A 23,693-nucleotide genomic window follows, 5' to 3' on the forward strand; every position below is an offset into this window, starting at 1 on the left:
AGGTGACGGGGCCGGATGAGCTGGCGGCGCGGATCGTGCGCGCGGCGGATGATGCGGGCGGACGCCGGTACCTGGTCGGTGTCGCCGGACCGCCGGGAGCGGGAAAGTCCACGCTGGCACAGGGTTTGGCGGATGCGGTGCGGAGGTCGGGAGTGTCCGCCGAGGCGGCGGGGATGGACGGATTCCATCTGAGCTCGGCGCTGCTGCGAGATGCCGGCGCGCTCGCCCGCAAAGGGCAGCCCGATACCTTCGATGTGGGGTCGTTCGTCGCGCGGCTGCGGCGGTTGCGCGACAGTGCGATCGGCGTGCCGGTGCCGTGGCCGGTCTACGATCGAGCCCGCCACGACCCGGTCCCGGATGCGGTGGTCTTCACCGGCGAACGGGTCGCGATCGTGGAAGGGAACTACCTTCTGCTGGATCGGCCGGGATGGCGGGAGGTGCGGGAATATCTCGACGAGGTTTGGTACCTCGATGCCGAGGAAGCGGTTATCGAACAGCGTCTGCTGCGCCGGCATCTGCGCGGCGGTAAATCGCCGCATCGGGCACAGGCCATGGTGGCCGGCAGCGATCTGCCGAATGCCCGTCTCATCGCACGGACCGCGGACAGAGCCGACCTCGTGCTGCGCGCGGTCTCGGGCGGCTACCTCATTCGCCCGGGTCGGTGAGCCTGTCCCGGGGTGCGCGGGTCGCCCGAGTCCGGCTGTCTCGCCGGTGCGACTCGATGAGCGTGTCCCGTCGCGGACCGCGGCCCGCTCATCTCATTCGGCCGGCTCACCGAGCCGGTCTCCCCATGCGCGGGTGCCGAAGAACCGGCACGACAGGGTGGCGACCGCGGCGGCGCGGGTGAGCGCGTCGGCGAAGTCGTGGCCGCGCGAGTGGTAGGCGCAGAACGCGCCGTGCAGAATGTCCCCGGCGCCGAGCGTATCCGCGCCGTCCACCTCGCCCACCGCGATCTCACCCCGAATTCCGTTGGCCGAGTAGAGGATCGGTTGCTGTCCGCGAGTGACGGCCACCGCCCGGACCCCGATCCGGTGCAGGTGGTCGAAGACGTCCTCGGCGCCCGGCGGCGCGAACGAGGCCGAGCAGATCGCGATGTCGACCAGCGGCAGCAGTTGCGCGTGTTCGGGCTTCCAGCGTCCCCCGTCGAGCACCACCGGAACTCCCGCGTCGCGCGCCACCCGCGCGATGCCGAGGGCCAGTTCGATGTGATGCCCGTCGACGAGCACCACCGGCGCCTCCCGGACGAGATCGGCGAATGCGTGGTCGAACGGCGCCTCGATCCCCGAACCGTCCAGCGAGACAATGGTTCTCGTCCCGGCACCGGCCGCGACCACGATGGACGAGATCGGCGGCGGATCGGTGCGCCGCGCCGTGGTGTCGACGAGTTCCACACCGTGGGATCGCAGATCGTCGCGGATCAGCGCGGTGAGCGGATGCCGGCCGACGGCGGTGAGCAGCCGGGCCCCGCCGGTCAGTATCGCGCACGCCACCGCGGCATTGGCGGCCGGTCCGCCGGCGCCCAGAAATTGGTCGCGCGCACGGGTTTTGGTGTCCTCGGCGGGATAGGTGTCGACGGCGTAGGCGAGGTCGACGGTGGTCAGACCGACGAAGAGGGGGACGTTCATCTCATCCCTTCCGCGCCGGTCCGGTCGGACGCATCATGAGCGGGCCGACGAACCGCTCCACCGTCCGGCGTTCCGCGGCGGCGTCGGGCAGCGGCCAGGTGAGCAGCGACAACACCACCCGCACGATCCACTGTGCGGCATCGTCGTCCGCGGCGATTCCGGTGAGTGCGGTGGCGATACCGCGCAGTTCGGGCGTGGCCACCACCTGGTCGCCGGTGGCGCCCGCACCGGCCAGGAACGCCGACAGGGTGGGTTCGGCGCGGATCGCCGCGAGCGAGGCGAGGACGGCCTCCACCACGCGCCGCGGGCCGCGCAGCGGCGCCACGGTCGCCGCCACGCGTTCGGCGATATCCCGCGCCGCCGAGGCCGTCACGATCCGGACCAGTTCCGGCTTACCGCCGACGTGCCGGTACACGGTGGCCCGGGAGCAGCCCACGCGTTCGGCCACGTCGTCGATGCTCACTCGCTCTATTCCGCGTTCCAGGAAGAGGTCGGCGGCCGCCGCCTCGATGCGCGAGCGGGCGACGGTGCGTCGGACCCCGCCCGCAAGCCAGTCCACCTCGGTGGTTCGCATCGCCGGATACGATCCCTTCACTCTGCGGCGTCTCGAGACGAGACGATGGAGCGTAATTGTCTCACGCCTGACTCTCTCAGTACATGCATGTGAAGTGCGTAGATAGCGTCGGTCCACGTGCTCGGGCTTGTCGACGAACGCGCGGAAGCGGCCCTCCGCGTCTCACTGTGCGACACCGATTGACACTCGTCTCCACCGCGCGCACGGTGAGCGCACCCGTTCCCGGAGGGAGTTCACCGATGACCACGACAGTGCCGGACGGATCCGAACTGTTCCTGTCCGCCCATCTCGACGATCCGTACCCGCTCTACGACCGCCTGCGCGACGAGGCGCCGGTCTACCGGGTGCCCGGCACCGGCTTTCACCTGGTGTCGTCGTGGGATCTCGTGACCGAAGCGGCCGCCCGCACCACCGAGTTCTCCTCCCACCTCACCGCGGTACTGCTGCGTCATCCGGGAGCCGCTGCCACCGCCTTCGATCTCGACGGCGGCGGTCGCGCGGTGCATGTTCTCGCCACGGCCGACGATCCGTCCCACGCCGTTCACCGCAAGCTCGTCTCGAGTGTGCTGGCCGGGCGCATCCGGGAACTCGCGCCGATGGCCGAGGATCTGGTCGACCGGCTCTGGTCGGAACACGTTCGCGACGGCCGCATCGACTGGGCGGCCGAGATGGCCGACCGCCTGCCGCTCGCCCTCGTCGCGGCAGTGATCGGGCTGCCCGGCGACGATGTGCCACAACTGCTCCAATGGGCCTACGACAGCACCGAAATGCTCGGTGCCGTGGTGGACGCGCACCGTCTCCCGCGACTGGTGCAGTCGGCGGCACTGCTCGCCGGCTACCTCGCCGAACAGCTGCGGCGGACGCTGGGCGCGGCGGAACCCGACGGGCCGCCACGCACCGTGCTCGACGCGCTGGCCCGCGCAAGCCGCGCCGGCACGCTCACCGAGGAGGTCGCGGTGCTGATTCTCGTTCAACTGGTCGGCGCCGGCGGCGAATCCACCGCCGGCCTGATCGCCTCTGCGGCCCGAATTCTGGCCACCCGCAGCGATATTCAGCACCGGCTGCGCGCCGAACCGCACCTGATTCCCGCCTTCCTCGACGAGGTGCTCCGCCTCGAATCCCCGTTTCGCGGCCACTACCGCCACGTCACCACCGATACCCGTCTCGGGGAGGTGTCCCTGCCCGCCGGAAGCCATCTCCTGCTGTTGTGGGGCGCGGCCAATCGCGATCCGGCGATCTTCCCGGAACCGGCCGCTGTCGAGCTGCACCGTCCGAATATCAAGTCGCACACCGCCTTCGGCCGCGGACTCCATTTCTGCGTCGGCTCGGCCCTGGCGAAACTGGAAGCCCGCACCGCGATCACGACCCTCCTCGACCGCAGCACCGATATCCGCCTCGCCGCACCGCCGCAGTGGACCCCGAGCATTCTCGTGCGCCGCCACACCACCCTGCCGCTGCTCATCCGCGGTGCGGAATAGGACACCCGTCGCCACGGGTTGTCGCGAACACAGACCCGACTCGCGAAAGGACCGTCGATGCCGACCATGACCCGTACCGAGCGTGAGAAGTTCCTCGCCGAATTGCACGTGGGGGTGATCGCCGTCGAGCGGCCCGATCGGGCGCCGCTGGCGGTGCCGATCTGGTACGGGTACGAGCCCGGCGGCGAGGTCGTGCTGTGGACCGACGCCGGGACGCTGAAGGAGCGGCTCATCCGGGCCGCCGGGCGGTTCTCGATCACCGCGCAGGTGGAACAGCCGCCGTACCGGTATGTCACCGCCGAGGGCGCGGTCACCGCGATCGACGCGGCGTCGCCCGAGGTGGTCCGCGCGATCGCGGTGCGCTATCTGGGACCCGAGGAGGGCGCCGCATTCGCCGAGCAGAACCTCGGCCCGGACTCGGTGGTGATCCGGATGCGCCCCGAACGGTGGCTGAGCACCGACTACTCGAAGGAGTAGCGCGCCGGACGCCGGGACCAGCGGATACGCACTAGCCTGTGAGGCGCCAGGCCGGTACTTCGCGACCCCAGCTGCTCGACCGAGAGGAAAAGCGCTATGAAGGCTCTGCAGTACGTCACCGTCGGTGCCGAACCGGAAGTCCGCGACATTCCCACTCCCGAGCCGGGGCCGGGCGAGGTGCTGCTGAAGGTCACCGCCGCCGGGGTCTGTCATTCCGACGATTTCGTGATGTCGATGCCTCTCGAAGCGTTCGGGTTCGAACTGCCGCTCACCCTTGGGCACGAAGGGGCCGGAACGGTCGCGGCCGTCGGCGACGGCGTGCGCGGACTCGACGTGGGCACGAGCGTCGTGGTCTACGGCCCGTGGGGATGTGGCGGCTGCTGGTTCTGCGCGCAGGGCATGGAGAACTATTGCTCGCGCGCCGCTGAACTCGGTATCTTCCCGCCCGGCCTCGGTGCGCCGGGCGCGATCGCCGAGTATCTGATCGTCGACTCACCCCGCCACCTCGTCCCGATCGGCGATCTGGATCCGGTCGCGACGGTGCCGCTCACCGACGCCGGGCTCACGCCCTATCACGCGATCAAACGATCGCTCGGCAAGCTGCGGCCCGGATCGTGGGCGGTGGTGATCGGCAGTGGCGGCCTCGGTCACGTCGCTATCCAGTTGTTGCGGCATCTGTCCTCCGCGCGCGTCGTCGCCCTCGATGTCAGCGACGACAAACTCGAGTTCGCGAAGTCGGTGGGTGCGCACGAGGCGGTGCTGTCGGATGCGGCGGCTGCCGACAACGTCCGCAAGATCACGGGTGCGGCGGGTGCGAGCCTGGTGCTCGACTTCGTCGGCTATCAGCCGACCGTCGACACCGCCATGGCGGTCGCCGGCGTGGACTCCGATGTCGCCATCGTCGGCCTCGGCGACGGAAAGGCCGCGGCCCGGGTCGGATTCGGCATCAGCCCCTACGAGGCGGCGGTGACCTCGCCGTATTGGGGAACACGGGCCGAACTCATCGAACTCGTCGACCTGGCGCACCAGGGTGTCCTCGATATCGCTGTCGAACGTTTCACCCTCGACGACGGTCCCGAGGCATACCGCAGGCTCGCGGCGGGCACCCTGCGCGGCCGCGCCGTCATCGTCCCCTGATCACGCCTCGGCCGCGCCCCGCCGCCGCACTCACACGGCGAGCGCCGACTTGTTGTACTCCTCGAGCAGCCCTGCCGCGTAATTGCGCCGGTCGTTGGTCGAAAGGCCCGCGCTCTTCTCGTAGTACCTGTCGAAGGCCTCGGCCACGGTCCGGGCGTCGTTGGGGTTCGAGGTGACGGCATTGTTCGCCTGCTGATAGTCGCCACCGCGCAGTTCCTGAACCATGTAATCCAGATGGGTATGCCAGTCGCCGATATTCTCACCGGGCCTCTGTGCGAAGGCCTGGAGGCCGGAAAGCCGGTTGAAACGCCATTGGAACAGGCCCTTTGCCGATCCGTTGTCGCCGGTGGCGGAAACGTCGAATCCCGACTCGAATTTCGCGTTGGCGACGATGCCGGCGGCCTGCGCCGGTGTGAAGTGGTAGGTATCGATGAGGTACTTCATCATCGCCATCGCGGTGGGCTTTTCCGTGGTCGGAATGATCGCGGTACCCATGGATCCGGACTGGCCGCTCCACGGAGTGCTTCCGTTGTATCCCGCCGGAGTGGCTCCCGCGGAGGGACTCGAACCGGGCGACACAGCCGGTATCGGATTGCCGGTGGAGGACGGCGGGGCGTCGCCCTTTATCTTCAGTGCCGCGGCCGCCGCCTGATCCGAGACGCCGTGGACCTTGTCGAAGGTCGTACTCAGGGTTTCCCACATGGCCTTGAACAAGCCGTCGACGATGGCTTTCGGTAGTCTCTTGTGCTCTCTGCCGTTGTCGTCTTTCCAGGTCTCCGGCTTCACCTTCCAAGAGGCGTCGATCTTCGTATTCAGTTCCCGCACTGCGGTATCCACGCCCGAATAAGCGTCTGTTACAGCCTTGCCGATTCCGGCGGTGTGTTTCACGACGCCGTGGTCGTCTCGCTCAATATTGGATACGGCGTTGCTCAGCTGTTTCTTGTGACTGCCGTACTTATCGACCATCTCCGATTTGTCCTCGGGATTGGATACACCCTGGCCACGGAGTCTGTCGCGTAAGTCGGGCGCTTCCGACGGGTGGCCCGATCCGAGCGTGCGGATCTGTTCCTGAATAACCGCCTCGGCGGCATCGAAGAACGCTATCAAACCCTCTGGTGCATAGTCGGGAAGTTTGTGCAGGTCGCCCAGTCGTATGGTGCCATCGGGGCTCATCGCTGCCTCGCTTTCACCGCGGACACGCCTGGGATGACCATGATCCGCCTTCCGCCGCACGCCGGTTCATGTGCGTCACCGTCGCCGGACACGACTCGTGTCCGGGCCGACAGCACTGCCGGAAGCATAAGTCCGACACTGCGCGTGACTGCTCCCCTTGCTGGGAAGCGATCGTCAGGGTGCGATCACTCCGTCGCGCATTTGGACCATTTGTTGAACGGGCCCGACACCCCGTAGTTGCCCTGTGCGCTGCTGATGGCCTTGGATTCGGCCTCTTCGGCGGTGGTGCCCCAGGTGGAGGCCCAGCCGTTGTTCTGGCCGACCACCACCGCCACGCAGGCGTTGCGCGCCCACGCCGCCGGCTGTGCGCAACCGGGGCAACGGGTTTGGACCTGGTTGGTGGCGTCGTCGGAGCTGACCGTGCTGCGCGCCCAGGTCACCTTGCCGGTATCGACGTCGTAGCCCGCGGCGATCCAGACGTCGGCCGGGGTCGGCGGAGGCGGCGGGGGAGCGTTGCGGGTGGTCTCGCGGGTCGTGGGTGCGGTCGAGGTCGAATACGTCGGCGAGGGGCCGGCGCTGGTCGACCGGTCGGCGGCCGCATCGGTATCGCTGTTCTTGTTGTGGTTGTGCACCACGATCACCGCGACGACCGCGCCCAGGACCAGGACCGCCACGACCACTGCCGCGACGATCGCCAGCACCTTGCCGCCACCCGAATTCGGTTGCGGCGCACCCGGATACGGGTAGGGCTGCGCGCCCCCGTACTGCGGGTCGGGATACGGCTGCGGATACGGTTGCGCGCCCGGATATCCGCCTTCGGGGTAGCCGCCCGGCGGATATGCCTGCCCGTACATCGGGGGCTGATTCGGGTCCCCGGGATACGGCACCCCGGCGGGATATCCCTGTCCCGCATGCACGGTGGGATCCTGGGAACCGGGCGGCGGCCCCGGTTGCCCGCCGGGATATGCCTGGGTCGGCGGCGCCTGCTGCCCGGGGTAGGCCTGTGTCGGCGGGGCGGGCTGTCCCGGATAGGCCTGGGTCGGCGGAGCGGGTTGCTGCGGCCCGGGCCCGCCGGGCTGTGCGCCCGGATCCGGCACGCCGCCGGGGTAGGCCCGGGTCGGCGGCGCCGGGGGTGGGCCCGGCTCGCCGGACGGCGGCTGCTGCGGGGAATCCGAACGATCGTCGGTGGCCATCGCCTACCGCGCCCTGCTCGTCGAAATGCGCTGTGTCGTGGTCGGTGTCGACATCGACCGTGCCCCCGTCCGTGCTGTGAATCGTATCGGCGAGCCACTGTAGCGCATACCTATGACGTCGATATTGCCTGAAATAGCATTCTCAAAATCGGAGAGCAATATTGCCGTTCGCCGTATTCTGTGTGCTTGGAGCCTGAGACCGGGGACGCCCGAGAGGACAGCATCGTGACCGTGCACGCCGACGACCACAGACAGCCGCGCTACGACTTCGATCGGCATGCGCCGCAGTACCGCGACAATTTCGACGCGATCACCACCGAGATGCACCGGCAGTGTCCGCTCGCGTGGTCGCCGACCTACGGCGGGCACTGGGTGGCGGCCGGCAGCCGCGAGGTGTTCAGCCTCGCGCGCTCGGAACACGTGTCGAGTGACCACGATCCGAACGGGGAGCGCCGCGGCTACCGCGGCATCACCATTCCGTTTCCCGAGACCGGGAATGTCATCCGCAACGGCATCCTCGAGATGGATCCGCCCGAGCAGCGGCTGTGGCGCCAGGCGCTCAATCCGTATCTGTCGCCGGCCGCGGTGCAGCGCTGGGTGCCGTTCGTCGACGAGGTGGTACGGGCGAGTCTCGAAGATCGGATCGAGAGCGGCCGTATCGATTTCGTCGACGACCTGGCCAATATCGTGCCGGCCGTCCTCACCCTGGCGATGCTGGGCATCCCGCTGCGCAAATGGCAGTTGTACTGCGAACCCGCGCACGCCTCGGTGTACACCCCACCGAATTCGCCCGATATCGAACGGGTTCGGCGCCAGCACGAGGCGATGGGCCTGGATCTGCTGATCAACCTCACGCAGGTGCGTGAGAATCCGCGTCCGGGAATCATCGAGGCGCTGACGCGTCTGGAGATCGACGGCGCCGCGCCGCCGGATATCGAAATCCTGGGCATGCTGGGCCTGCTGATCGGTGGCGGCTTCGACACCACCACCGCGCTGACGGCCCATGCGCTGGAATGGCTCTCGGAGCATCCGGATCAGCGGCAGATCCTCAGCGCCGAACGCGACCTGCTGCTGAACTCGGCGACCGAGGAATTCCTCCGGTACTTCACTCCCGCACCCGGTGACGGCCGCACCATCGCCGCGGATTGCGAATACGCGGGCATCCGGCTCGAGGAAGGGGAGCGGCTGTGGCTGTCGTGGGCGATGGCCAACCGCGACCCGGAACTGTTCCCGGACCCGAACACCGTCGACCTGGATCGGAAGGGCAACCGCCACTTCAGCTTCGGTCTGGGCGTCCACCGCTGCATCGGTTCCAATGTGGCGCGCACGGTGTTCAAGCGCATGCTGGTCGCGGTGCTCGATCGGCTGCCGGATTTCCGGTGCGATCCCGGCGGCGCGGTGCACTACGACACGATCGGCGTGATCCAGGGCATGCGCCATCTGCCGGCCACGTTCACACCCGGCCCGCGGCTCGGCCCCGGACTCGACGAAACCCTGGACACTCTGCAGCAGGTCTGCGATGAGAAGCGCCTGGCCGAGCCGGTCACCGTCAGTCGCGGCAGCGCCGACCGCTGATCGCGAAAGGTGAAGCGGCCCATCGCGGTTCACCGCACCCACCGCTGCCACCGACCCGCTGAGACGCCCGTCCCGGGGACGGGCGTCGCCCGCTACCGGATGATCTGCCCGCCGTCCACGTTGAGGATGTGCCCGGTGACCCACGCCGCGTCGTCGGACAGGAGATACAGGCACGCCCCCACCAGATCCTGCGGGGTGCCGATCCGCTTGAGCGGCAGGCGATTCACCATGTCGTTCACGATCGAGCCCGGGGTGACGGTCTGCGTCGCCTCGGTGTTGATCGGTCCCGGCGCGATGGCGTTGATGCGGATGTTGGATCCGCCGAGTTCGACCGCCAGCTGCTGGGTGAGGCTGTTGACCCCCGCCTTGGCGAGGCCGTAGAAGTTCGAATACACCCATGCGGCGGTGGAGGACTGGTTCACGATGGACCCGCCGCCGCCCTTCGACATGTGCTGCCACACCGCGCGGGTCATGTTCAGCGCGCCGTCGAGATTCACGCTCATGAACTTCTTGTAGTAGTCCCACGGCACCGTCAGCAGCAGGTCCAACTTCATCCCGCCGTAGATGGCGGCGTTGTTGACCAGATGGTTGATCGCGCCGAACTCGTTCTGCGTGTAGTCGGCCAGGGTGGTGACCGATTCGGGATCGGAGACGTCGACGGGATGGAAGACCGCGGTGGCGCCGCCGCTGCTGATCTCCTCGGCGACCTGTTTTCCCTTGTCCTCGTTGAGATCCGCGACGACGACGGTGGCGCCCTCGCCGGCCAGTGCCCTCGCGTATTCGGCGCCGATGCCCTGGGCCGCGCCGGTGACGATCGCGACGCGATCGGTGAAACGAGCCATGAGTTGTCTTCTCCTGTCGGTAATTCGCGACGAGGTCGCGTGCTGTCTATTTCTGCGCGGTGGCGACGAGCTTGGTTTCGAGGTACTCCTCGAATCCGGCGACACCGAGTTCGCGGCCGATGCCGGACTGCTTGTAACCGCCGAACGGGGCGTCGGCGCTGTACCAGATACCGCCGTTGACGCCGAGGGTTCCGGTCCGGACACCGTTGACCACGTGGTCGATTCGCGCCTGGTCGGTGCCCCACACCTCGCCCGAGAGCCCGTAGGGCGATTCGTTGGCCAGCCGGATGGCGTCGTCGTCGCCGTCGTGCGGGATCACCACCAGCACCGGGCCGAAGATCTCCTCCTGCGCCACGGTCGAGGTGTTGGACAGTCCGCTGATCAGGGTGGGTTCGATGAAGAACCCGCGGTCGCGATCGGGACTGCCGCCGCCGGTGACGATGGTGCCGCCCTCGGCGCGTGCGATATCGATGTAGCGCTGCACGCGGTCGCGCTGCCGCGCCGAGATGACCGGCCCGCAGACGGTGCCCGGCTCGTTCGGATCACCCGGGACGATGCCGCCCATCGACTTCGCCGCCGCGGCGACCGCCGTGTCGTACTGCTCGCGCGGAACCAGCAGGCGAGTGGTGAGCGCGCAACCCTGGCCGGCGTGGACGCAGACGGTGAACCCCGCGTAGCTCGCCGCGGCGGCCACATCGGTGTCGTCCAGAACGATGAAGGCCGACTTCCCGCCGAGTTCGAGAAAGACCTTCTTCAGGCTCTGCGCCGCACCGGCCATGATGGTCCGGCCCGTCTGCGTCGACCCGGTGAACGAGATCATGTCCACCCGCGGATCGGTGACCAGCTGGGCACCGAGCTGATGGTCGTCGGAGGTGACGATATTGATCACGCCGGCCGGAATGTCGGTGTGGTCGGCGATCACCGTGCCGACCAGCGCGGCGACCCACGGGGTGTCGGGGGCCGGTTTGAGCACCACGGTGCACCCGGCCGCCAGGGCGGGGCCGAGTTTGGCGAAGTTGATCTGATGCGGGAAATTCCACGGCGTGATGGCGCCGACCACGCCGATCGGCTCCCGGCGCAGCGTGCGCGCCGTCGGGATTCCCATCGGTTTCGCGACGCCGAGATCGCTGACCCACTCGTAACTTTCGGCCAGGTCGGCGAAATAGCCGAGGTCGCCGATCGGGCCCTCCAGTTGCGGGCCGCTGGTCAGCATGCGCGGGGCGCCCACCTCGGCGATGGTGATCTCGCGCAGTTCCTCGATGTTGTCGCGCAGCGCGTCGCGCAGTTGCCGCAGGCACCGGGCGCGGAACGCGTGATCGCGCGACCACTCGGTGTTGTCGAAGGCCGCGCGGGCGGCGGCGATGGCCGCGTCCAAATCGGCGGCGTCGGCATTGGCGGCCTGGCCGAGGATCTCCTCGGTCGCCGGATTGATCGTTGCGAACACCCCCGCGCCGCCGGCGACCAGTTTGCCGTCGATCAGAAGCCGGGATCCCTCGCCTGGGGGGAGCAGTTTCGTCATTCGCCTCTCCGATAGGGCTGTCTGGACACCTGTACGGAATATAGTTTGGACGGAGCTGTGAATACAAGAACGTGTTGCAGACTGATCGAATCGGTGAGAGGCGGTACCGGCGATGACCGGAGATGCGACGGTGGCCGGTAAGGCGGCGATCGTGGTGGGTGGCGGGAGCGGCATCGGCCGGGCCGTCGCCGTCGAACTGGCGCGCCAGGGCGCGGGGGTGGTGGTCAATTCCCGGAGCGAGGCGGCGGTGGCCGCGGTGGTGGACGAAATCGGCGCGGCGGGCGGTCGTGCCGTCGCGGTCGCGGGCTCGGCCGCGGACGAAACGATCGCGGACGCGCTGGTGAGCCGGTGCGTCGAAAGTTTCGGTGCCGTCGATGTTCTCGTCAACTGTGCCGGCATCGCCGAACCCGCGCACTCCTCGATCCTCGATATCTCCACCGCGGACTGGCGAGCCCAGCTCGATTCCCACCTGACCACGGTGTTCAACACCTGCCGCGCGGTGGCGCCGCTGATGGTGGCCCGCGGCGCCGGCTCGATCGTCAACACCGGCTCGTTCGCCTATCTCGGCGACTACGGCGGCACCGGCTATCCGGCCGGAAAAGGCGCGGTCGCGAGCCTGACGCTGGCCATGGCCGCGGAGCTGAAAGAGCACGGTATCCGGGTGAACGCCATCTGCCCGGGGGCCAGGACGCGACTGTCCACCGGGCCGGAATACGAGGCGAAGATCGCCGAGCTGCGCGAGCGGGGACTGCTCGACGAGTTCACCGCGCAGTCGTCGCTGGACGCGCCGCCGCCCGATTACGCGGCCGCGCTGTATGTCTATCTCGCCTCCGACCTCGCCACCGCGACGGGCGAGATCTTCGTTGCGGCAGGCGGATTCGTCGGTCGCTTCGCCCGTCCGAAGCTCGAGTCGATCGGTTATCGCGACCATGCCGATACTCCGCCGTGGTCGGTGGCCGAGTTGCAGCCGCTGCTCGGCGAGGGATCGTGAAGCCGATGGCGGCGCTCGGGCTCGCCCATTGTCCGGATTCCGGTCCGGTGGTAGCGTCCAGACACATGTCCAGTCCTGTGTCTCGGTTGGCGGTGTGCGGATGAGGCTCCATGTGAACGCGTTATATTTCGAGAGGTGGGTGTGATGACTGTGGCATCTGCGCGACCGGTCGTATTCGATCCCTACGACTACCGCTTCCACGACGATCCGTATCCGGTGTATCGGCGGCTGCGCACGGAGGCGCCGCTGTACTACAACCCGGACCTGGACTTCTGGGCGCTGTCGCGCCACGCCGACGTGACCGCCGCATTCCGCGACGCCACCCGCCTGTCCAGTGCCAACGGCGTCTCCCTGGACCCGGCCGCGTGGGGCCCGCACGCGCACAAGACCATGTCGTTTCTCGCCATGGACGATCCGCGCCACCTGCGCATGCGCCAGCTGGTCAACAAGGGCTTCACGCCGCGCCGGATCGCCGGTATGGGCGACCGGATCCGGGAACTGACGCTGCAGCACCTGGAACCCGCGCTCGAGCAGGGCAGTTTCGACTGGATCGAGGATTTCGCGGGCAAGCTGCCCATGGACGTCATCTCCGACATGATGGGCGTGCCCGAACCCGATCGCGCCGAGATCCGCCGGATGGCCGACCTGGTGGTGCACCGCGAGGAGGGTGTGCTCGACGTGCCGGAGGCGGCCATCGAGGCCTCGCTGAATCTGGTCGTCTACTACTCCGACATGGTCGCCCAGCGCCGCCGCAGCCGCACCGAGGACCTCACCTCGGCGCTGCTCGACGCGGAGATCGACGGTGACAAACTCACCGACGACGAGATCATCGGCTTCATGTTCCTCATGGTCGTGGCCGGAAACGAGACCACCACCAAACTGCTCGGCAACGCGCTGTACTGGGCCGGCCGAAACCCCGAACAGTTCGCCAAAGTCGTCGCCGACGGCGACCTGGTGCCGGACTGGGTCGAGGAGACGCTGCGCTACGACAATTCGAGTCAGATGGTGGCGCGCTCCTCGGTCGTCGATGTGCCGTTCGAACACGGGGTGATCCCCGCCGGTTCGAAGGTGGTGTTGCTCATCGGCTCCGCCAATCGCGACGACGCGGTCTTCACCGACGGCGATCGCTACGACATCGAACGCACCGACAAGAGCGCGCTGGCCAGCTTCGGCGGCGGCGTGCACTTCTGCCTGGGCGCGCATCTGGCCCGGCTGGAGACGGTTGTCGCCTTGCGCGAGTTCGCCTCCCGCGTCCGGGAGTACGCGATCGACGAGTCCGCCATGGAGCGGGTGCATTCGACCAATGTCCGGGGGTTCGCGAAACTCCCTGTCACCGTGGAGGTTTCATAGTATGCCGCGTTTCGATCCGCACCCGGATGTGCGACCGGTTCTCATCGCCGGGGCGTCGTCGGGAATCGGCGCCGCGACCGCGATCATGCTGGCCGAGGCCGGATTCCCGGTGGCGCTCGGTGCGCGCCGGGTGGAGACCTGCCGCGAACTGGCCGACAAGATCACCGCCAACGGCGGCACCGCCTTCGCGGGTTCGCTCGACGTCACCGACGATGCCTCGGTCGACGCCTTCGTCACCGCCGCCGAGGAGGCGCTGGGGCCCATCGAGGTCGCGGTATCCGGCGCCGGGGACATCGAATTCGGTCTCGCCTACGAGATGGAACCGCAGACCTTCCTGAAGCAGGTCGACGTCCATCTGGTGGGTGCGCAACGGCTGGCCCATCGCATCCTGCCGGGCATGATCTCCCGGCGCCGCGGCGACTTCGTCTTCATCGGCTCCGACTGCGCCGACCAGGTCCGCCCCCGCAACGGCGCCTACAACGCCGCCAAGACCGGACTCGAGGCGATGGCCCGGCAGCTGCGAATGGAGTTGGAGGGCACCGGTGTTCGCGCCTCGATCGTGCGGCCGGGCGCGACCCAGACCGGAATGGGGATGAACGCCGCACCCGAGCAGGTCGGCCCACTGCTCGACGACTGGGTGAAATGGGGCTTCGCCCGCCACCCCTTCTTCCTGCGCGCCTCCGACCTCGCCGCCGCGATCGCCGCGGTGGTCAACACACCGCGCGGCGCGCATCTGGTGCTGGTCGAGGTGCAGCCGGAAGCTCCGTTGCGCGAGCCGGAGCAGGCCGATAAGGAGGCACAGAGCTGATGCGTATCGAAGTGGATCTGGACCTGTGTCAGGGCCACGCGATGTGCCAGGCCGAGGCGCCGGACTACTTCGACGTGCCCAAACACGGCAAGGTCGAAATCGTGCGGCCCGAGGTGGACGAGGCCGACCGCGCGGATGTGGAGAACGCGGTGCGGTACTGCCCGACCCAGGCACTCTCGATCGTGCGGGACCAGTGATGGGCGCGGCCGTCCGGGAAGGGGGGCGTTCGTGATCAGGGTGATCCAGTGGGCGACCGGTGGAGTGGGTCGTGCCGCGATCGAAGGCGTCCTCGACCATCCGGAACTGGAACTGGTGGGCGCCTGGGTGCACAGCCCCGACAAGGACGGCGTCGATCTCGGCACCCTGGTGGGGCGTGACCGCATCGGCGTCACCGCCACCACCGACGCCGAGGCCCTGCTCGCCCTCGACGCCGACTGCGTGATCTACAGCCCGGTCTTCGCCGATACCTCGGTGCTGCGCGCGATCCTGCGTTCGGGCAAGAACGTCGTGACCCCGCTGGGCTGGTTCTATCCCCGGCAGCGCGACCGCGAGAAGTTCGACGCGGTCTGCGCCGAGGGCGGAGTCACGTTGCACGGCACCGGAATTCACCCCGGCGGCCTCACCGAACGGTTGCCGCTGGTGGTCTCCGCGCTGTCGGGTTCGGTGACCGGCGTCCGAGCCGAGGAATTCTCCGATATCCGCACCTACGGCGCTCCGGATGTGGTGCGGCACTGGATGATGTTCGGCGCCGATCCGGAGAAGGCCGCGGGAAGCACCGTCGCGGCGATGCTGGCCGGCGGCTACAGCCAGTCGGTGTGGATGATCGCCGACGAACTGGGATTCGATCTGGATCCCGATATCCGCACCACGCACGACATCGCGGTCGCCACCGCGCCGATCGACTCACCGATCGGCGTCATCGAACCGGGACAGGTTGCGGCCCAGCGCTTTCGGTGGGAGGGCACGGTCGACGGCGAACCGGTGATCACGGCGGCGGTCAACTGGTTCATGGGTGAGCGGAACTTCGACCCGGCGTGGAGCTTCGGGCCGAACGGTCAGCGGTTCGAGGTCGAGGTGCGCGGCGACCCCGGCTGTGTGCTGACGCTGTCCGGATTGCACGCCCACGATCCGGCCGAGGGGGCCCGGCGCAATCCCTCGATCGTCGCCACGGCGCTGAACTGTGTGAACGCGATCCCCTATGTCGTGGCGGCCGAACCGGGCGTGCGGACCTATCTCGATCTGCCGCTGCCGGCGGGGCGGGCCGCGTCGCGTCTGCATCGCGACCGGAGAACCGAGGTGAGCGGATGAACGAAACCCGCCGTTGAATTCCCGGGTGCCACTCGGGTTTTCGCCGACCGAACAGTGCGATACAGACGAATAGCGTAGAGCGATGCGCGTCCGGACGATCGGGAAATCCCGCCGATCGGGCGGTTTTTCGTATGCTCGAAATAGTTTTGTCATAACTTCTGTTTTTCCGGAATGCGCGCATCCGCAGCTCTTTTCCGCTGCAATGCAGCGTGTTCTAATCAAGGAAGAACACGTTTCGAAAAATCCATGATTCGCAGTGCAGCGGACACGAGGAGGAACTGTGGCTGCTCCGTCGATACCGGCCGGATTCGATTTCACCGACCCGGGACTGTGGGCCGAGAGAAGTCCGGTCGCCGAATTCGCGGAATTGCGGCGCACCGCGCCGGTCTGGTGGAACGCCCAGAGTGAGGAGCAGTCCTACCCGTTCGAGGATGCCGGCTACTGGGTGGTGAGCCGGCACGAGGACATCAAGGAGGTCTCGCGCCGCTCGGACGTCTTCTCCTCGGAGAAGAAGGGTTCCATCATCCGGCTGCCCGGGTTCGCCACGCCGGAGCAGTTGTCGGTGACCAGCGCGCTGCTGGTGAACATGGATCCGCCCAAGCACACCAAGATCCGCCGCATCATCTCCAAGGGTTTCACCCCGCGCGCCGTGGAGAGCCTGCGGGCGGCATTGACCGAGCGGGCCGAGCGAATCGTGCGCGCCGCCAAGGAATCCGGCGGCGGCGATTTCGTCGAACAGGTGGCGTGCGAATTGCCGTTGCAGGCCATCGCCGAACTGCTGGGCGTCCCGCAGGACGATCGCCACAAGCTGTTCGACTGGTCGAATCAGATGCTCAATTACGACGATCCGGAATACGGTGATTCCGCGGTCGCCTCGGCCGAAATCCTGGGCTACGCGTGGAATATGGCCGAGGCGCGCCGGTCGGAACCGTCGGGCGATATCGTCAGCCAACTGGTCAGCGCCGATATCGACGGCGAGGCATTGGGTTCGGACGAATTCGGATTCTTCGTCATTCTGCTCGCGGTCGCCGGAAACGAGACCACTCGCAATGCGATCACGCACGGAATGAAGGCTTTCGTCGACCATCCGGACCAGTGGGAGGTGTACCGGCAGCAGCGTCCACGCACGGCGGTCGACGAAATCGTGCGCTGGGCGACTCCGGTCACCGCGTTCCAGCGCACCGCGACCGAGGATGTGGAATTGGGCGGGCAGTTGATCAAGGCCGGTGAGCGGGTCGGATTGTTCTACAGCTCGGCCAATTTCGACGAGGCGGCCTTCGACAAGCCGTTCGACTTCGACGTGCTGCGCGATCCCAACCCGCATCTGGCCTTCGGCGGCACCGGCGCCCACTTCTGCGTCGGCGCCAACCTCGCCCGCCTGGAAATCGACCTGATGTTCAACGCCATCGCCGACGTGATGCCCGACCTGCACCAGATCTCCGACCCCCAGCGCCTGCGCTCGGGCTGGATCAACGGCATCAAACACTGGCAGGTCGAATATTCCTAGACCCGGGGAAAAAGGCTGGGGGACACGAGGGCCGCACGATCATTCGTGCGGCCCTCGGTCGTGTGCGCGACATGCGTTGTGGCCCAGCGTCATTCCCAGCGCAGTGGTCCGGCAACCGGTGACGGTCACGCAGGCGCTCGGTGATCGGGCGCGCGGAGGCCGTCGAGCACGACGGCGATCAGAGGGTTCGGCGCGTTGCGCGCTCGGGCGCGGCGTTCGACCGTCGCCGCGCCGATGACCAGGTCGAGCACGTCGGCGACATCGATGTCGGGACGTACGGCCCCTGCCTCTTTCGCCCGGGAGAGCAGGGTGTCGAGCGACCGGATGAAGTCGTGCCGGAGTTCGTCGGGGATCGCTACGGCCGTGCCGTCGTCGTCAAGCGCTTCGCACAGCGCCTGGTTGAGGGCGACCTCGCCGACGAGGTGGGTGAAGTAGTCGAAGAACGCGTCCTCCGGCGCGGTATCGGTGCCCGCCAGCAGGCGTGCTCGTTCGGTGAACTCCTCCACCCGGCCGACGACGACCGCCTCGAACAGTGCGGAACGCGTGGGGAAATGCCGGTACACGGTGCCGACGCCGACGCCCGCTCGGCGCGCGATCTCGTCGAACGACGCCGACGAGCCGTCCACCGAGAGCATCTCCCGGGCGACCGCCAGCACCTGGTCCCGGTTGCGGCGCGCATCCGCGCGCAGTGGCTTGGCAACCTGCCCCGCGTCCTTACCCATCGCTCGATCGTAGCCGCCGCCATTGCGAAACGGAGACACCGCTCCGTATAGTGAGCAGAAGCGGAGAATGGTCTCCGTTTACTGTGGCTCGGCGGCGCGGTAGATCCGAAGATTCGCCTACGGAGGGCTCATGGAGCAGGTTGTTTTCGTCATCGGCGCGACCGGGCAGCAAGGCGGGGCGGTCGCCGATCGTCTCCTTGCCGACGGATGGCAGGTGCGGGTGTTGACTCGCCGCCCCGACAGCGACAGGGCGCGAAGCTTGGCACAGGCGGGCGCGCAGGTGATCGCGGGCTCGCTGGAGGACCCGGCGACGATCGAGCGCTGCGTCGACGGCGCCTACGGCGTGTACAGCGTGCATCCCGGGCCGCTGGCCCCGGAGCAGGACGAGGTGAAGGCGGGTAAGGCCGTCACCGACGCGGCGGTGAAATATGGTGTGGCGCACCTGGTTTACAGCTCGGGCCTGGGTGCCGATCGAGGCGGCCAGCCGACCAAATGGGAGATCGAGCAGTACATCGCCGCGTCGGGTGTCTCGGCCACGGTGCTGCGGCCGAGTTCCTTCATGGAGAATCTGATCACGCAGTCCGCGACGGTCGGGATAAGCGACGGCGCGCTGCGCACCGCCGCCGCCGCGCACGTGCGTCAGCAATTCATCGCGCTCGACGATATCGGCGCGTTCACCGGGCTCGCCCTGCGGAATCCGGACGACTATCGCGGCCGGACACTGGAACTCGTCGGTGACGTGCTCACGCCGCCGGAGGTCGCCGCGCAGGTCGGCGCCGCCCTCGGGCGGCCGGTCCCGTACATCCAGCGCCCGATCGAGGAACTGCGCCGCATCAACGAACGATTCGCCCGCGGCTACGAATTGCTCAACAGCGGCGACGGCACCATCCCCGACGTCGACGTCGACGAACTGCGCGCACTGCACCCGGGATTGATGACCTTCCGGGACTGGCTCGACGTCAAGGGCGCGAAGCTGATCCGCCCCTTGCTCGACACCCGGCCTTGATCATCACCGAGGTGCGCCCTTGCGCTTGTCGGCGTCGACGATCGCGAACGGTGACCGAAACCGTCAGCCGATGACCGCCGGTTCACCGAAGACGTCACGGTGTCCGCGCGCGGTGTCCATGTATTCGCGAACCCGGTGAATCACTCCGTCGCGCAGTTCGAACACGAAACAGTAGTCGTTGCTGTAGCGATTCCCGTTCGCCAGCGTGGCAGTCATCGTCTCCTCCACGATCACCCGGTCGCCCTCGGCGTAGAAGCCGTGAAAATCCAGCGCGACATCGGCGACGAACAGGCGGGGAAAACCGTTCGCGATGAACTCCGTGATGGCCTCGCGTCCGATCATGTGGCTGGGAGCGTCCAAGGCGACCGCGGTGGCATTGCCGGCCGGCGCCAGCCATTCGGCGTCCGGAGTGAAGAATGCTGCGATCTGCTCGGCGTCGTGGCCGGCGAAGGCTCGCCAGGCAGCCTGAACCACGGTCCTGTTGTCCGGTGTCATAGCCCGGACCTTACCGTCGTGAGCGACGGCGATCCGGCGGGAAATGGACAAGGTCATCGGGGTAGCAGGGGAGCATCGGCGGCCCGTGCCGCCGGGTGGGCCGCACGATCGCTCGTGCGGCCCTCCTTCGTAAACCCTTGCGTGGCAGCGGTTCTCGGGGCCGCGGTGTTATCGGCTGCTCAGCCGAAGTGGCAGATGTAGTGCAGGGTTTCCCGCACCTCGATGTCGAACGAGCTGTCGCCGGGCACGGAGAACGATTCGCCGCCGCGGTAGGTCGTCGGCTCGGTCGCGCCGGGCAGTGTCACGGCGCACTCGCCCTCCACCAGTTCCATGATCTCCGGAGCGCCGGTGGTGAAGGTCAATGTCGACGGCAGGATCACGCCGACCGACTTCCTGGTGCCGTCGGGCAGCGTGAGGTCGTGGCTCACGCATTTGCCGTCGAAGTACACATTGGCCTTCGTGGCCACGCTGACGTTCTCGAACTGCGACATGGTCTCTTTCCCGGAGGTGACGTGGAGTAGTCAGCCTACTGACCGCGCCGATCGGCCCGGTGCGGCGGTCGCCGCCGCTGTCTCCCCGGCGGGATCGAGATGGGCGGCGACGAAGCGGGCCGCGGCGCGGTAGGCGGATCGGGATTCGGGCACGACGGCAGGTAGCGCGTGGAACACGTGCAGTTGCCCGGGCCAGGTGTGCAGCGAGCAGTGTGCGCCGGCGGCCCGCAGCGCCGTGGCGAGGGCGACGGCGTCGGCGGTGAAGAACTCGTCCCCGCCGACGTGAATCAGGGTCGGCGGCAGAGCCGTTCCCGCGACCGGCCGCAGCCGCTGCGGTCGCGCGGTGAACTGCGCGACGGCCGCGCGGGCGACGGCCGGGCCCAGCACGGTGTCCCGATGGACGGAGCGCGCGGCGGTATCCAGGGAGAGATCGGTCATCGGCGAGAACAGCAGCAGGCAGGCAGGGCGCGAATTACCCTGCGCCGCATGCGTGATCGCGAAGTCCGCGGCCAGATAGCCGCCCGCGGAATCGCCGGCCAGCACGATGCGGTCCGGATCGTAGCCCTGGGTCAGCAGCCATCGGTAGGCCGCCGCGACATCCTGCGGCGCGGCCGGATGCGGATACTCGGGAGCGAGCCGGTAGGCCGGCGTGAAGACCGGCAGCCGGGCGGCCGTGGAAAGCCGCGAGGCGACGCCGCGGTAGGACCGGGGCGAGCCGGCCACGAACCCGCCGCCGTGTACGTAGAGCACAGCGGCGTCGTCGCGGGTGGCACGCGGTCCGCGCACCCATTCGCCCGGAACCGGGCCGTCGTCCACCGGGTCGATGCCGGTCCCGCCGAGCACCGGCGCGGCCGCGCGCATACCGTGCTCGAGCAGCAGGCGCGCGGCCGCGAGGGTGCGCCGGTCGACCGGGACGGCGGTGAGGACGGTGCCCACCCCGAGCAGTGCCGAGATCCGGCGCAGTGCCCGGGCGGGGGGCGAGGCCGGCGCCGCGGTGACGGTGTGGTCTCCCGGGAACAGGCCGGCCGTGGCGAATTCCTCGTATTCGGAACGGTTTTCGCCGATCCGGCCGGTCATGGCCGGGCCCGCTGTTCGACGCGCCGCACCAGGTCGTGCATCCGTGCGTCGTTGGCCAGTCGACTGTCGAGCACGACGTTCACCGCGCCGCGCAGCAGGGCGTAGGGCTCCCAGCCGAGCGGCGCGACGGTGCGCGGTGCTCGGCGGGCGATGCCGTCGGCGATCACGATGGCCGCCTCGGTCGCGCTGATCCGGACGTTGAGCGGCCACGGCAGCAGGCTGTCCAGTTCGTGGCCGAGGGGATCGCGATCGAGAGTGCTGCGCGTCATCTCGGTCTCCACCACGCCGAAATACGACACGCCCGCGCTCGCGCCGAACCCGGCCAGTTCCACCCGCAGGGCGCGGCCCAACTGCTCGACGGCGGCCTTGCTGATCATGTACGGCGATCCGGCCATCCCCGGTGCGAACGCCGCGCACGAGGAGACGACCACGACGTGTCCTCGATTGGCGACGATCTGATCCAGCGCGGGATGCACGGTGTTGTACACGCCGGTGAGGTTGATGGCCATCACCCGGTCGAACGCGGGCCCGGTCATCGTCCGCAGGGTCGCGGCCTCGGGCACGATCCCCGCGTTGGCGACCACGACGTCCAGGCGGCCGAAATGGTCGATCACCCAGGCGACAGCGGCCTCCATACCCTCCCGGTCGGCGACGTCGGCCCCCACGCCGAGCGCGCGCGAGCCGAGATCACGCGCGGCGGTCTCGGCCGCGGCGGCATCGATGTCCACCACCGCGATCCGCGCGCCGCGCCGGTGCAGGATGGCGGCCAGTTCCCGGCCGATGCCCTGGCCGGCGCCGGTGATCAGCACCACCCGTCCGTTCACGTCGTAGCGCTCGCCGCCGAGACCGACCAGCCCGAGCAGTCTTCCGAGGCCGATCATGCGTTCACCGCGTAGGACTCGGCGTCGAAACCGGCTGTGCGGCGGCGGTATTCGAAACTCCAGTTGGGGTACAGGCCCGCGTTGCGGCCGTCGGGGGTGGTGTAGTACGTCTGGCATCCGCCGGTGAGCCAGACCGTCGAGGTGCTGCGTTCCCGCATCTCCTCGACGAAGCGCTCCTGGACCTGCGGCCGCAGTTCGACCCGGCGCGCGCCCTTGCGGCGCATCGTGCGCAGAGCGTCGACGATGTAGGCGATCTGGGATTCGATCATGTAGATCGCCGACTGGTTGCCCGCCGCCCCGAACGGGCCCAGCGTGCAGAAGAAATTGGGGAATCCGGCCAGTGCGATGCCCAGATAGCTTTGCGGCTGCTGGTGATACAGCTGCGCCATCGTCACCCCGTCGCGTCCGTGGTAGCGCTCGAAGACCGAGGGGATCGGCTTGAAACCGGTGCCGAAGATGATGGTGTCCACTTCGTGCTCGGAACCGTCACGTAGCACGATCGAGTGCGGCCGGACCTCCGCGATGGACTCGGTCACCACCTCCACGTTCGGCCGGTCCAGCGCCGGGAAGTACGCGTCGGAGAAGATCGCGCGTTTGCAGCCGATCACGTAGTCCGGGGTCAGTTTCGCGCGCAGCTCCGGGTCGCGCACCTGCCGCCGCAGATGCCACTTGGAGAGGGCCTCGTAGGGATGGCGAAAGCGCTTGTCCACCAGCGAGATCAGGCCGAATGCCTCGATGGTGGCGTACCAGCCGCCGCGAATCGCCTTCTGCGCCATCGGCAGCGTGCGCAGTACCAGCCGCTCCGCGCCGAGCGTGGCGCGGTCCATTCGCGGCACGATCCACGGCGCGGAACGCTGGAAGAGCAGCAGCTTGCCGACTTTCGGCTGGATCTCGGGCACGAATTGCACCGCGGACGCTCCCGTGCCGATCACCGCGACCCGTTCGCCGGTGAGGTCATGGTCGTGATCCCAGTGCAGCGAGTGAAAAGCGGTGCCGGCGAACGTTTCCAGGCCCGGCAGCGCCGGATACTTCGCTTCGGCGAAGACCCCGGCGGCCGACAGCAGGAAATTGGCCGTGAGCGAGCCACGGGAGGTCTCGATCCGCCAGACCGACTCGTCCTCGTCCCAGCGGGCGTCCAGCACCTCGGTGCCGAACCGGATGTGCCGGGCCACATCGAACCGTTCCGCCACCGAGCGGAGATAGTCGAGGATCTCGGGCTGCTTGCCGTAGGTGCGCGACCAGTCGGGGTTCGGGGCGAACGAATAGCTGTACAGGTGCGAGGGGACGTCGCACGCGCAGCCGGGGTAGGTGTTCGCCTGCCAGGTGCCGCCGAGGTCGTCCGCGCGTTCCAGGATCACCAGATTGTGGAAACCGGCCTCACGAAGTTTGACGGCCAGGCCGATACCGCCGAATCCGGCGCCGACGATGGCGATGCCGATGTGCTCGCGAGGTGTGTTCATCGCA

24 protein-coding genes are annotated in these 23,693 nt (G+C 68.2%); 12 read left to right on the forward strand and 12 right to left on the reverse strand.

The annotated features are described in order from the left end of the window. The first annotated feature begins 2 nt into the window (after window positions 1-2). Window positions 3-665 carry a nucleoside/nucleotide kinase family protein gene (locus IG65_RS0116025; protein ID WP_036524749.1) on the forward strand — a complete coding sequence of 221 codons (663 nt, stop codon included), beginning with the start codon at window positions 3-5 and terminating at the stop codon, window positions 663-665. Window positions 666-758: 93 nt separating this feature from the next. On the opposite strand, the gene IG65_RS0116030 is transcribed toward IG65_RS0116025, so the two are convergent. Together IG65_RS0116030 and IG65_RS0116035 are read right to left on the reverse strand one after the other, a co-directional pair. Next, entirely contained in the window at window positions 759-1,625 is an 867-nt protein-coding gene (locus IG65_RS0116030; protein ID WP_030515725.1) for a PfkB family carbohydrate kinase, read from the reverse strand. A 1-nt stretch (window position 1,626) separates the two neighbouring features. Then, on the reverse strand, window positions 1,627-2,199 hold the full coding sequence (locus tag IG65_RS0116035) for a TetR/AcrR family transcriptional regulator (RefSeq protein ID WP_030515726.1): 573 nt from the start codon (window positions 2,197-2,199) through the stop codon (window positions 1,627-1,629). A 239-nt stretch (window positions 2,200-2,438) separates the two neighbouring features. On the opposite strand from IG65_RS0116035, the gene IG65_RS0116040 reads away from it, so the two are divergent. From IG65_RS0116040 to IG65_RS0116050, 3 genes are all read left to right on the forward strand, one after another. After that, complete coding sequence (locus tag IG65_RS0116040; RefSeq protein WP_030515727.1) at window positions 2,439-3,677, forward strand: cytochrome P450; 1,239 nt, start codon at window positions 2,439-2,441, stop codon at window positions 3,675-3,677. Between the two features lie 57 nt (window positions 3,678-3,734). Next, a complete protein-coding gene (locus tag IG65_RS0116045) occupies window positions 3,735-4,154 on the forward strand; it encodes a pyridoxamine 5'-phosphate oxidase family protein (RefSeq protein ID WP_030515728.1) in 420 nt (139 codons plus the stop codon). A 96-nt stretch (window positions 4,155-4,250) separates the two neighbouring features. After that, window positions 4,251-5,291, forward strand: coding sequence for an NAD(P)-dependent alcohol dehydrogenase (locus IG65_RS0116050; RefSeq protein WP_030515729.1), 1,041 nt, complete (start codon window positions 4,251-4,253; stop codon window positions 5,289-5,291). 30 nt (window positions 5,292-5,321) lie between these two features. On the opposite strand, the gene IG65_RS0116055 is transcribed toward IG65_RS0116050, so the two are convergent. Then, the gene (locus tag IG65_RS0116055) at window positions 5,322-6,464 is read right to left on the reverse strand and encodes a phage tail tip lysozyme (protein WP_030515730.1); all 1,143 of its coding nucleotides are present in this window, start codon (window positions 6,462-6,464) and stop codon (window positions 5,322-5,324) included. Between the two features lie 185 nt (window positions 6,465-6,649). Further along, entirely contained in the window at window positions 6,650-7,657 is a 1,008-nt protein-coding gene (locus IG65_RS0116060; protein WP_030515731.1) for a DUF4189 domain-containing protein, read from the reverse strand. Between the two features lie 222 nt (window positions 7,658-7,879). Here IG65_RS0116060 and IG65_RS0116065 point away from each other — a divergent pair, with 222 nt between their 5' ends. Continuing rightward, window positions 7,880-9,232, forward strand: a complete 1,353-nt coding sequence (locus IG65_RS0116065) for a cytochrome P450 (RefSeq protein WP_051756210.1) — start codon at window positions 7,880-7,882, stop codon at window positions 9,230-9,232. A 92-nt stretch (window positions 9,233-9,324) separates the two neighbouring features. Here the strand turns inward: IG65_RS0116065 and IG65_RS0116070 are convergent, their stop codons facing one another. Together IG65_RS0116070 and IG65_RS0116075 are read right to left on the reverse strand one after the other, a co-directional pair. Next, on the reverse strand, window positions 9,325-10,074 hold the full coding sequence (locus IG65_RS0116070) for an SDR family oxidoreductase (protein ID WP_030515733.1): 750 nt from the start codon (window positions 10,072-10,074) through the stop codon (window positions 9,325-9,327). 46 nt (window positions 10,075-10,120) lie between these two features. After that, on the reverse strand, window positions 10,121-11,593 hold the full coding sequence (locus IG65_RS0116075; protein WP_030515734.1) for an aldehyde dehydrogenase: 1,473 nt from the start codon (window positions 11,591-11,593) through the stop codon (window positions 10,121-10,123). A 112-nt stretch (window positions 11,594-11,705) separates the two neighbouring features. Between IG65_RS0116075 and IG65_RS0116080 the strand changes: the two genes are divergently transcribed. The 6 genes from IG65_RS0116080 (at window position 11,706) to IG65_RS0116105 (ending at window position 17,557) form a co-directional block, all read left to right on the forward strand. Further along, window positions 11,706-12,584, forward strand: coding sequence for an SDR family NAD(P)-dependent oxidoreductase (locus IG65_RS0116080; RefSeq protein WP_030515735.1), 879 nt, complete (start codon window positions 11,706-11,708; stop codon window positions 12,582-12,584). Window positions 12,585-12,728: 144 nt separating this feature from the next. Further along, complete coding sequence (locus IG65_RS0116085) at window positions 12,729-13,934, forward strand: cytochrome P450 (protein WP_030515736.1); 1,206 nt, start codon at window positions 12,729-12,731, stop codon at window positions 13,932-13,934. Between the two features lies 1 nt (window position 13,935). Continuing rightward, window positions 13,936-14,742, forward strand: a complete 807-nt coding sequence (locus IG65_RS0116090) for an SDR family oxidoreductase (RefSeq protein ID WP_030515737.1) — start codon at window positions 13,936-13,938, stop codon at window positions 14,740-14,742. Then, window positions 14,742-14,939 carry a ferredoxin gene (locus tag IG65_RS0116095; RefSeq protein ID WP_030515738.1) on the forward strand — a complete coding sequence of 66 codons (198 nt, stop codon included), beginning with the start codon at window positions 14,742-14,744 and terminating at the stop codon, window positions 14,937-14,939. The genes IG65_RS0116090 and IG65_RS0116095 overlap by 1 nt, the downstream gene beginning before the upstream one ends. 31 nt (window positions 14,940-14,970) lie before the next feature. After that, window positions 14,971-16,050, forward strand: coding sequence for a dihydrodipicolinate reductase (locus IG65_RS0116100; RefSeq protein ID WP_030515739.1), 1,080 nt, complete (start codon window positions 14,971-14,973; stop codon window positions 16,048-16,050). A 280-nt stretch (window positions 16,051-16,330) separates the two neighbouring features. Further along, window positions 16,331-17,557, forward strand: a complete 1,227-nt coding sequence (locus IG65_RS0116105) for a cytochrome P450 (protein ID WP_030515740.1) — start codon at window positions 16,331-16,333, stop codon at window positions 17,555-17,557. 125 nt (window positions 17,558-17,682) lie between these two features. Here IG65_RS0116105 and IG65_RS0116110 read toward each other — a convergent pair whose 3' ends face one another. Continuing rightward, the gene (locus tag IG65_RS0116110) at window positions 17,683-18,279 is read right to left on the reverse strand and encodes a TetR/AcrR family transcriptional regulator (protein WP_030515741.1); all 597 of its coding nucleotides are present in this window, start codon (window positions 18,277-18,279) and stop codon (window positions 17,683-17,685) included. A gap of 130 nt (window positions 18,280-18,409) precedes the next feature. On the opposite strand from IG65_RS0116110, the gene IG65_RS0116115 reads away from it, so the two are divergent. Beyond that, the gene (locus tag IG65_RS0116115; RefSeq protein ID WP_030515742.1) at window positions 18,410-19,285 is read left to right on the forward strand and encodes an NmrA/HSCARG family protein; all 876 of its coding nucleotides are present in this window, start codon (window positions 18,410-18,412) and stop codon (window positions 19,283-19,285) included. A 63-nt stretch (window positions 19,286-19,348) separates the two neighbouring features. Here the strand turns inward: IG65_RS0116115 and IG65_RS0116120 are convergent, their stop codons facing one another. The 5 genes from IG65_RS0116120 to IG65_RS0116140 all read right to left on the reverse strand — a co-directional run bounded on the left by IG65_RS0116120 (window position 19,349) and on the right by IG65_RS0116140 (window position 23,689). Next, window positions 19,349-19,780, reverse strand: coding sequence for a nuclear transport factor 2 family protein (locus IG65_RS0116120; protein WP_030515743.1), 432 nt, complete (start codon window positions 19,778-19,780; stop codon window positions 19,349-19,351). A 179-nt stretch (window positions 19,781-19,959) separates the two neighbouring features. Then, entirely contained in the window at window positions 19,960-20,271 is a 312-nt protein-coding gene (locus IG65_RS0116125) for a pyrimidine/purine nucleoside phosphorylase (RefSeq protein WP_030515744.1), read from the reverse strand. Between the two features lie 30 nt (window positions 20,272-20,301). Next, complete coding sequence (locus IG65_RS0116130; protein ID WP_051756152.1) at window positions 20,302-21,348, reverse strand: alpha/beta hydrolase; 1,047 nt, start codon at window positions 21,346-21,348, stop codon at window positions 20,302-20,304. After that, window positions 21,345-22,229, reverse strand: coding sequence for a short-chain dehydrogenase/reductase (locus IG65_RS0116135; protein WP_030515746.1), 885 nt, complete (start codon window positions 22,227-22,229; stop codon window positions 21,345-21,347). Before IG65_RS0116135 ends, IG65_RS0116130 begins: the two co-directional genes overlap by 4 nt. Next, a complete protein-coding gene (locus IG65_RS0116140) occupies window positions 22,226-23,689 on the reverse strand; it encodes an NAD(P)/FAD-dependent oxidoreductase (RefSeq protein ID WP_030515747.1) in 1,464 nt (487 codons plus the stop codon). The genes IG65_RS0116135 and IG65_RS0116140 overlap by 4 nt, the downstream gene beginning before the upstream one ends. Window positions 23,690-23,693 lie beyond the last annotated feature (4 nt).

The sequence above is a fragment of the Nocardia sp. NRRL WC-3656 genome, assembly GCF_000720265.1.
Taxonomy (GTDB): Bacteria; Actinomycetota; Actinomycetes; order Mycobacteriales; family Mycobacteriaceae; genus Nocardia; species Nocardia nova.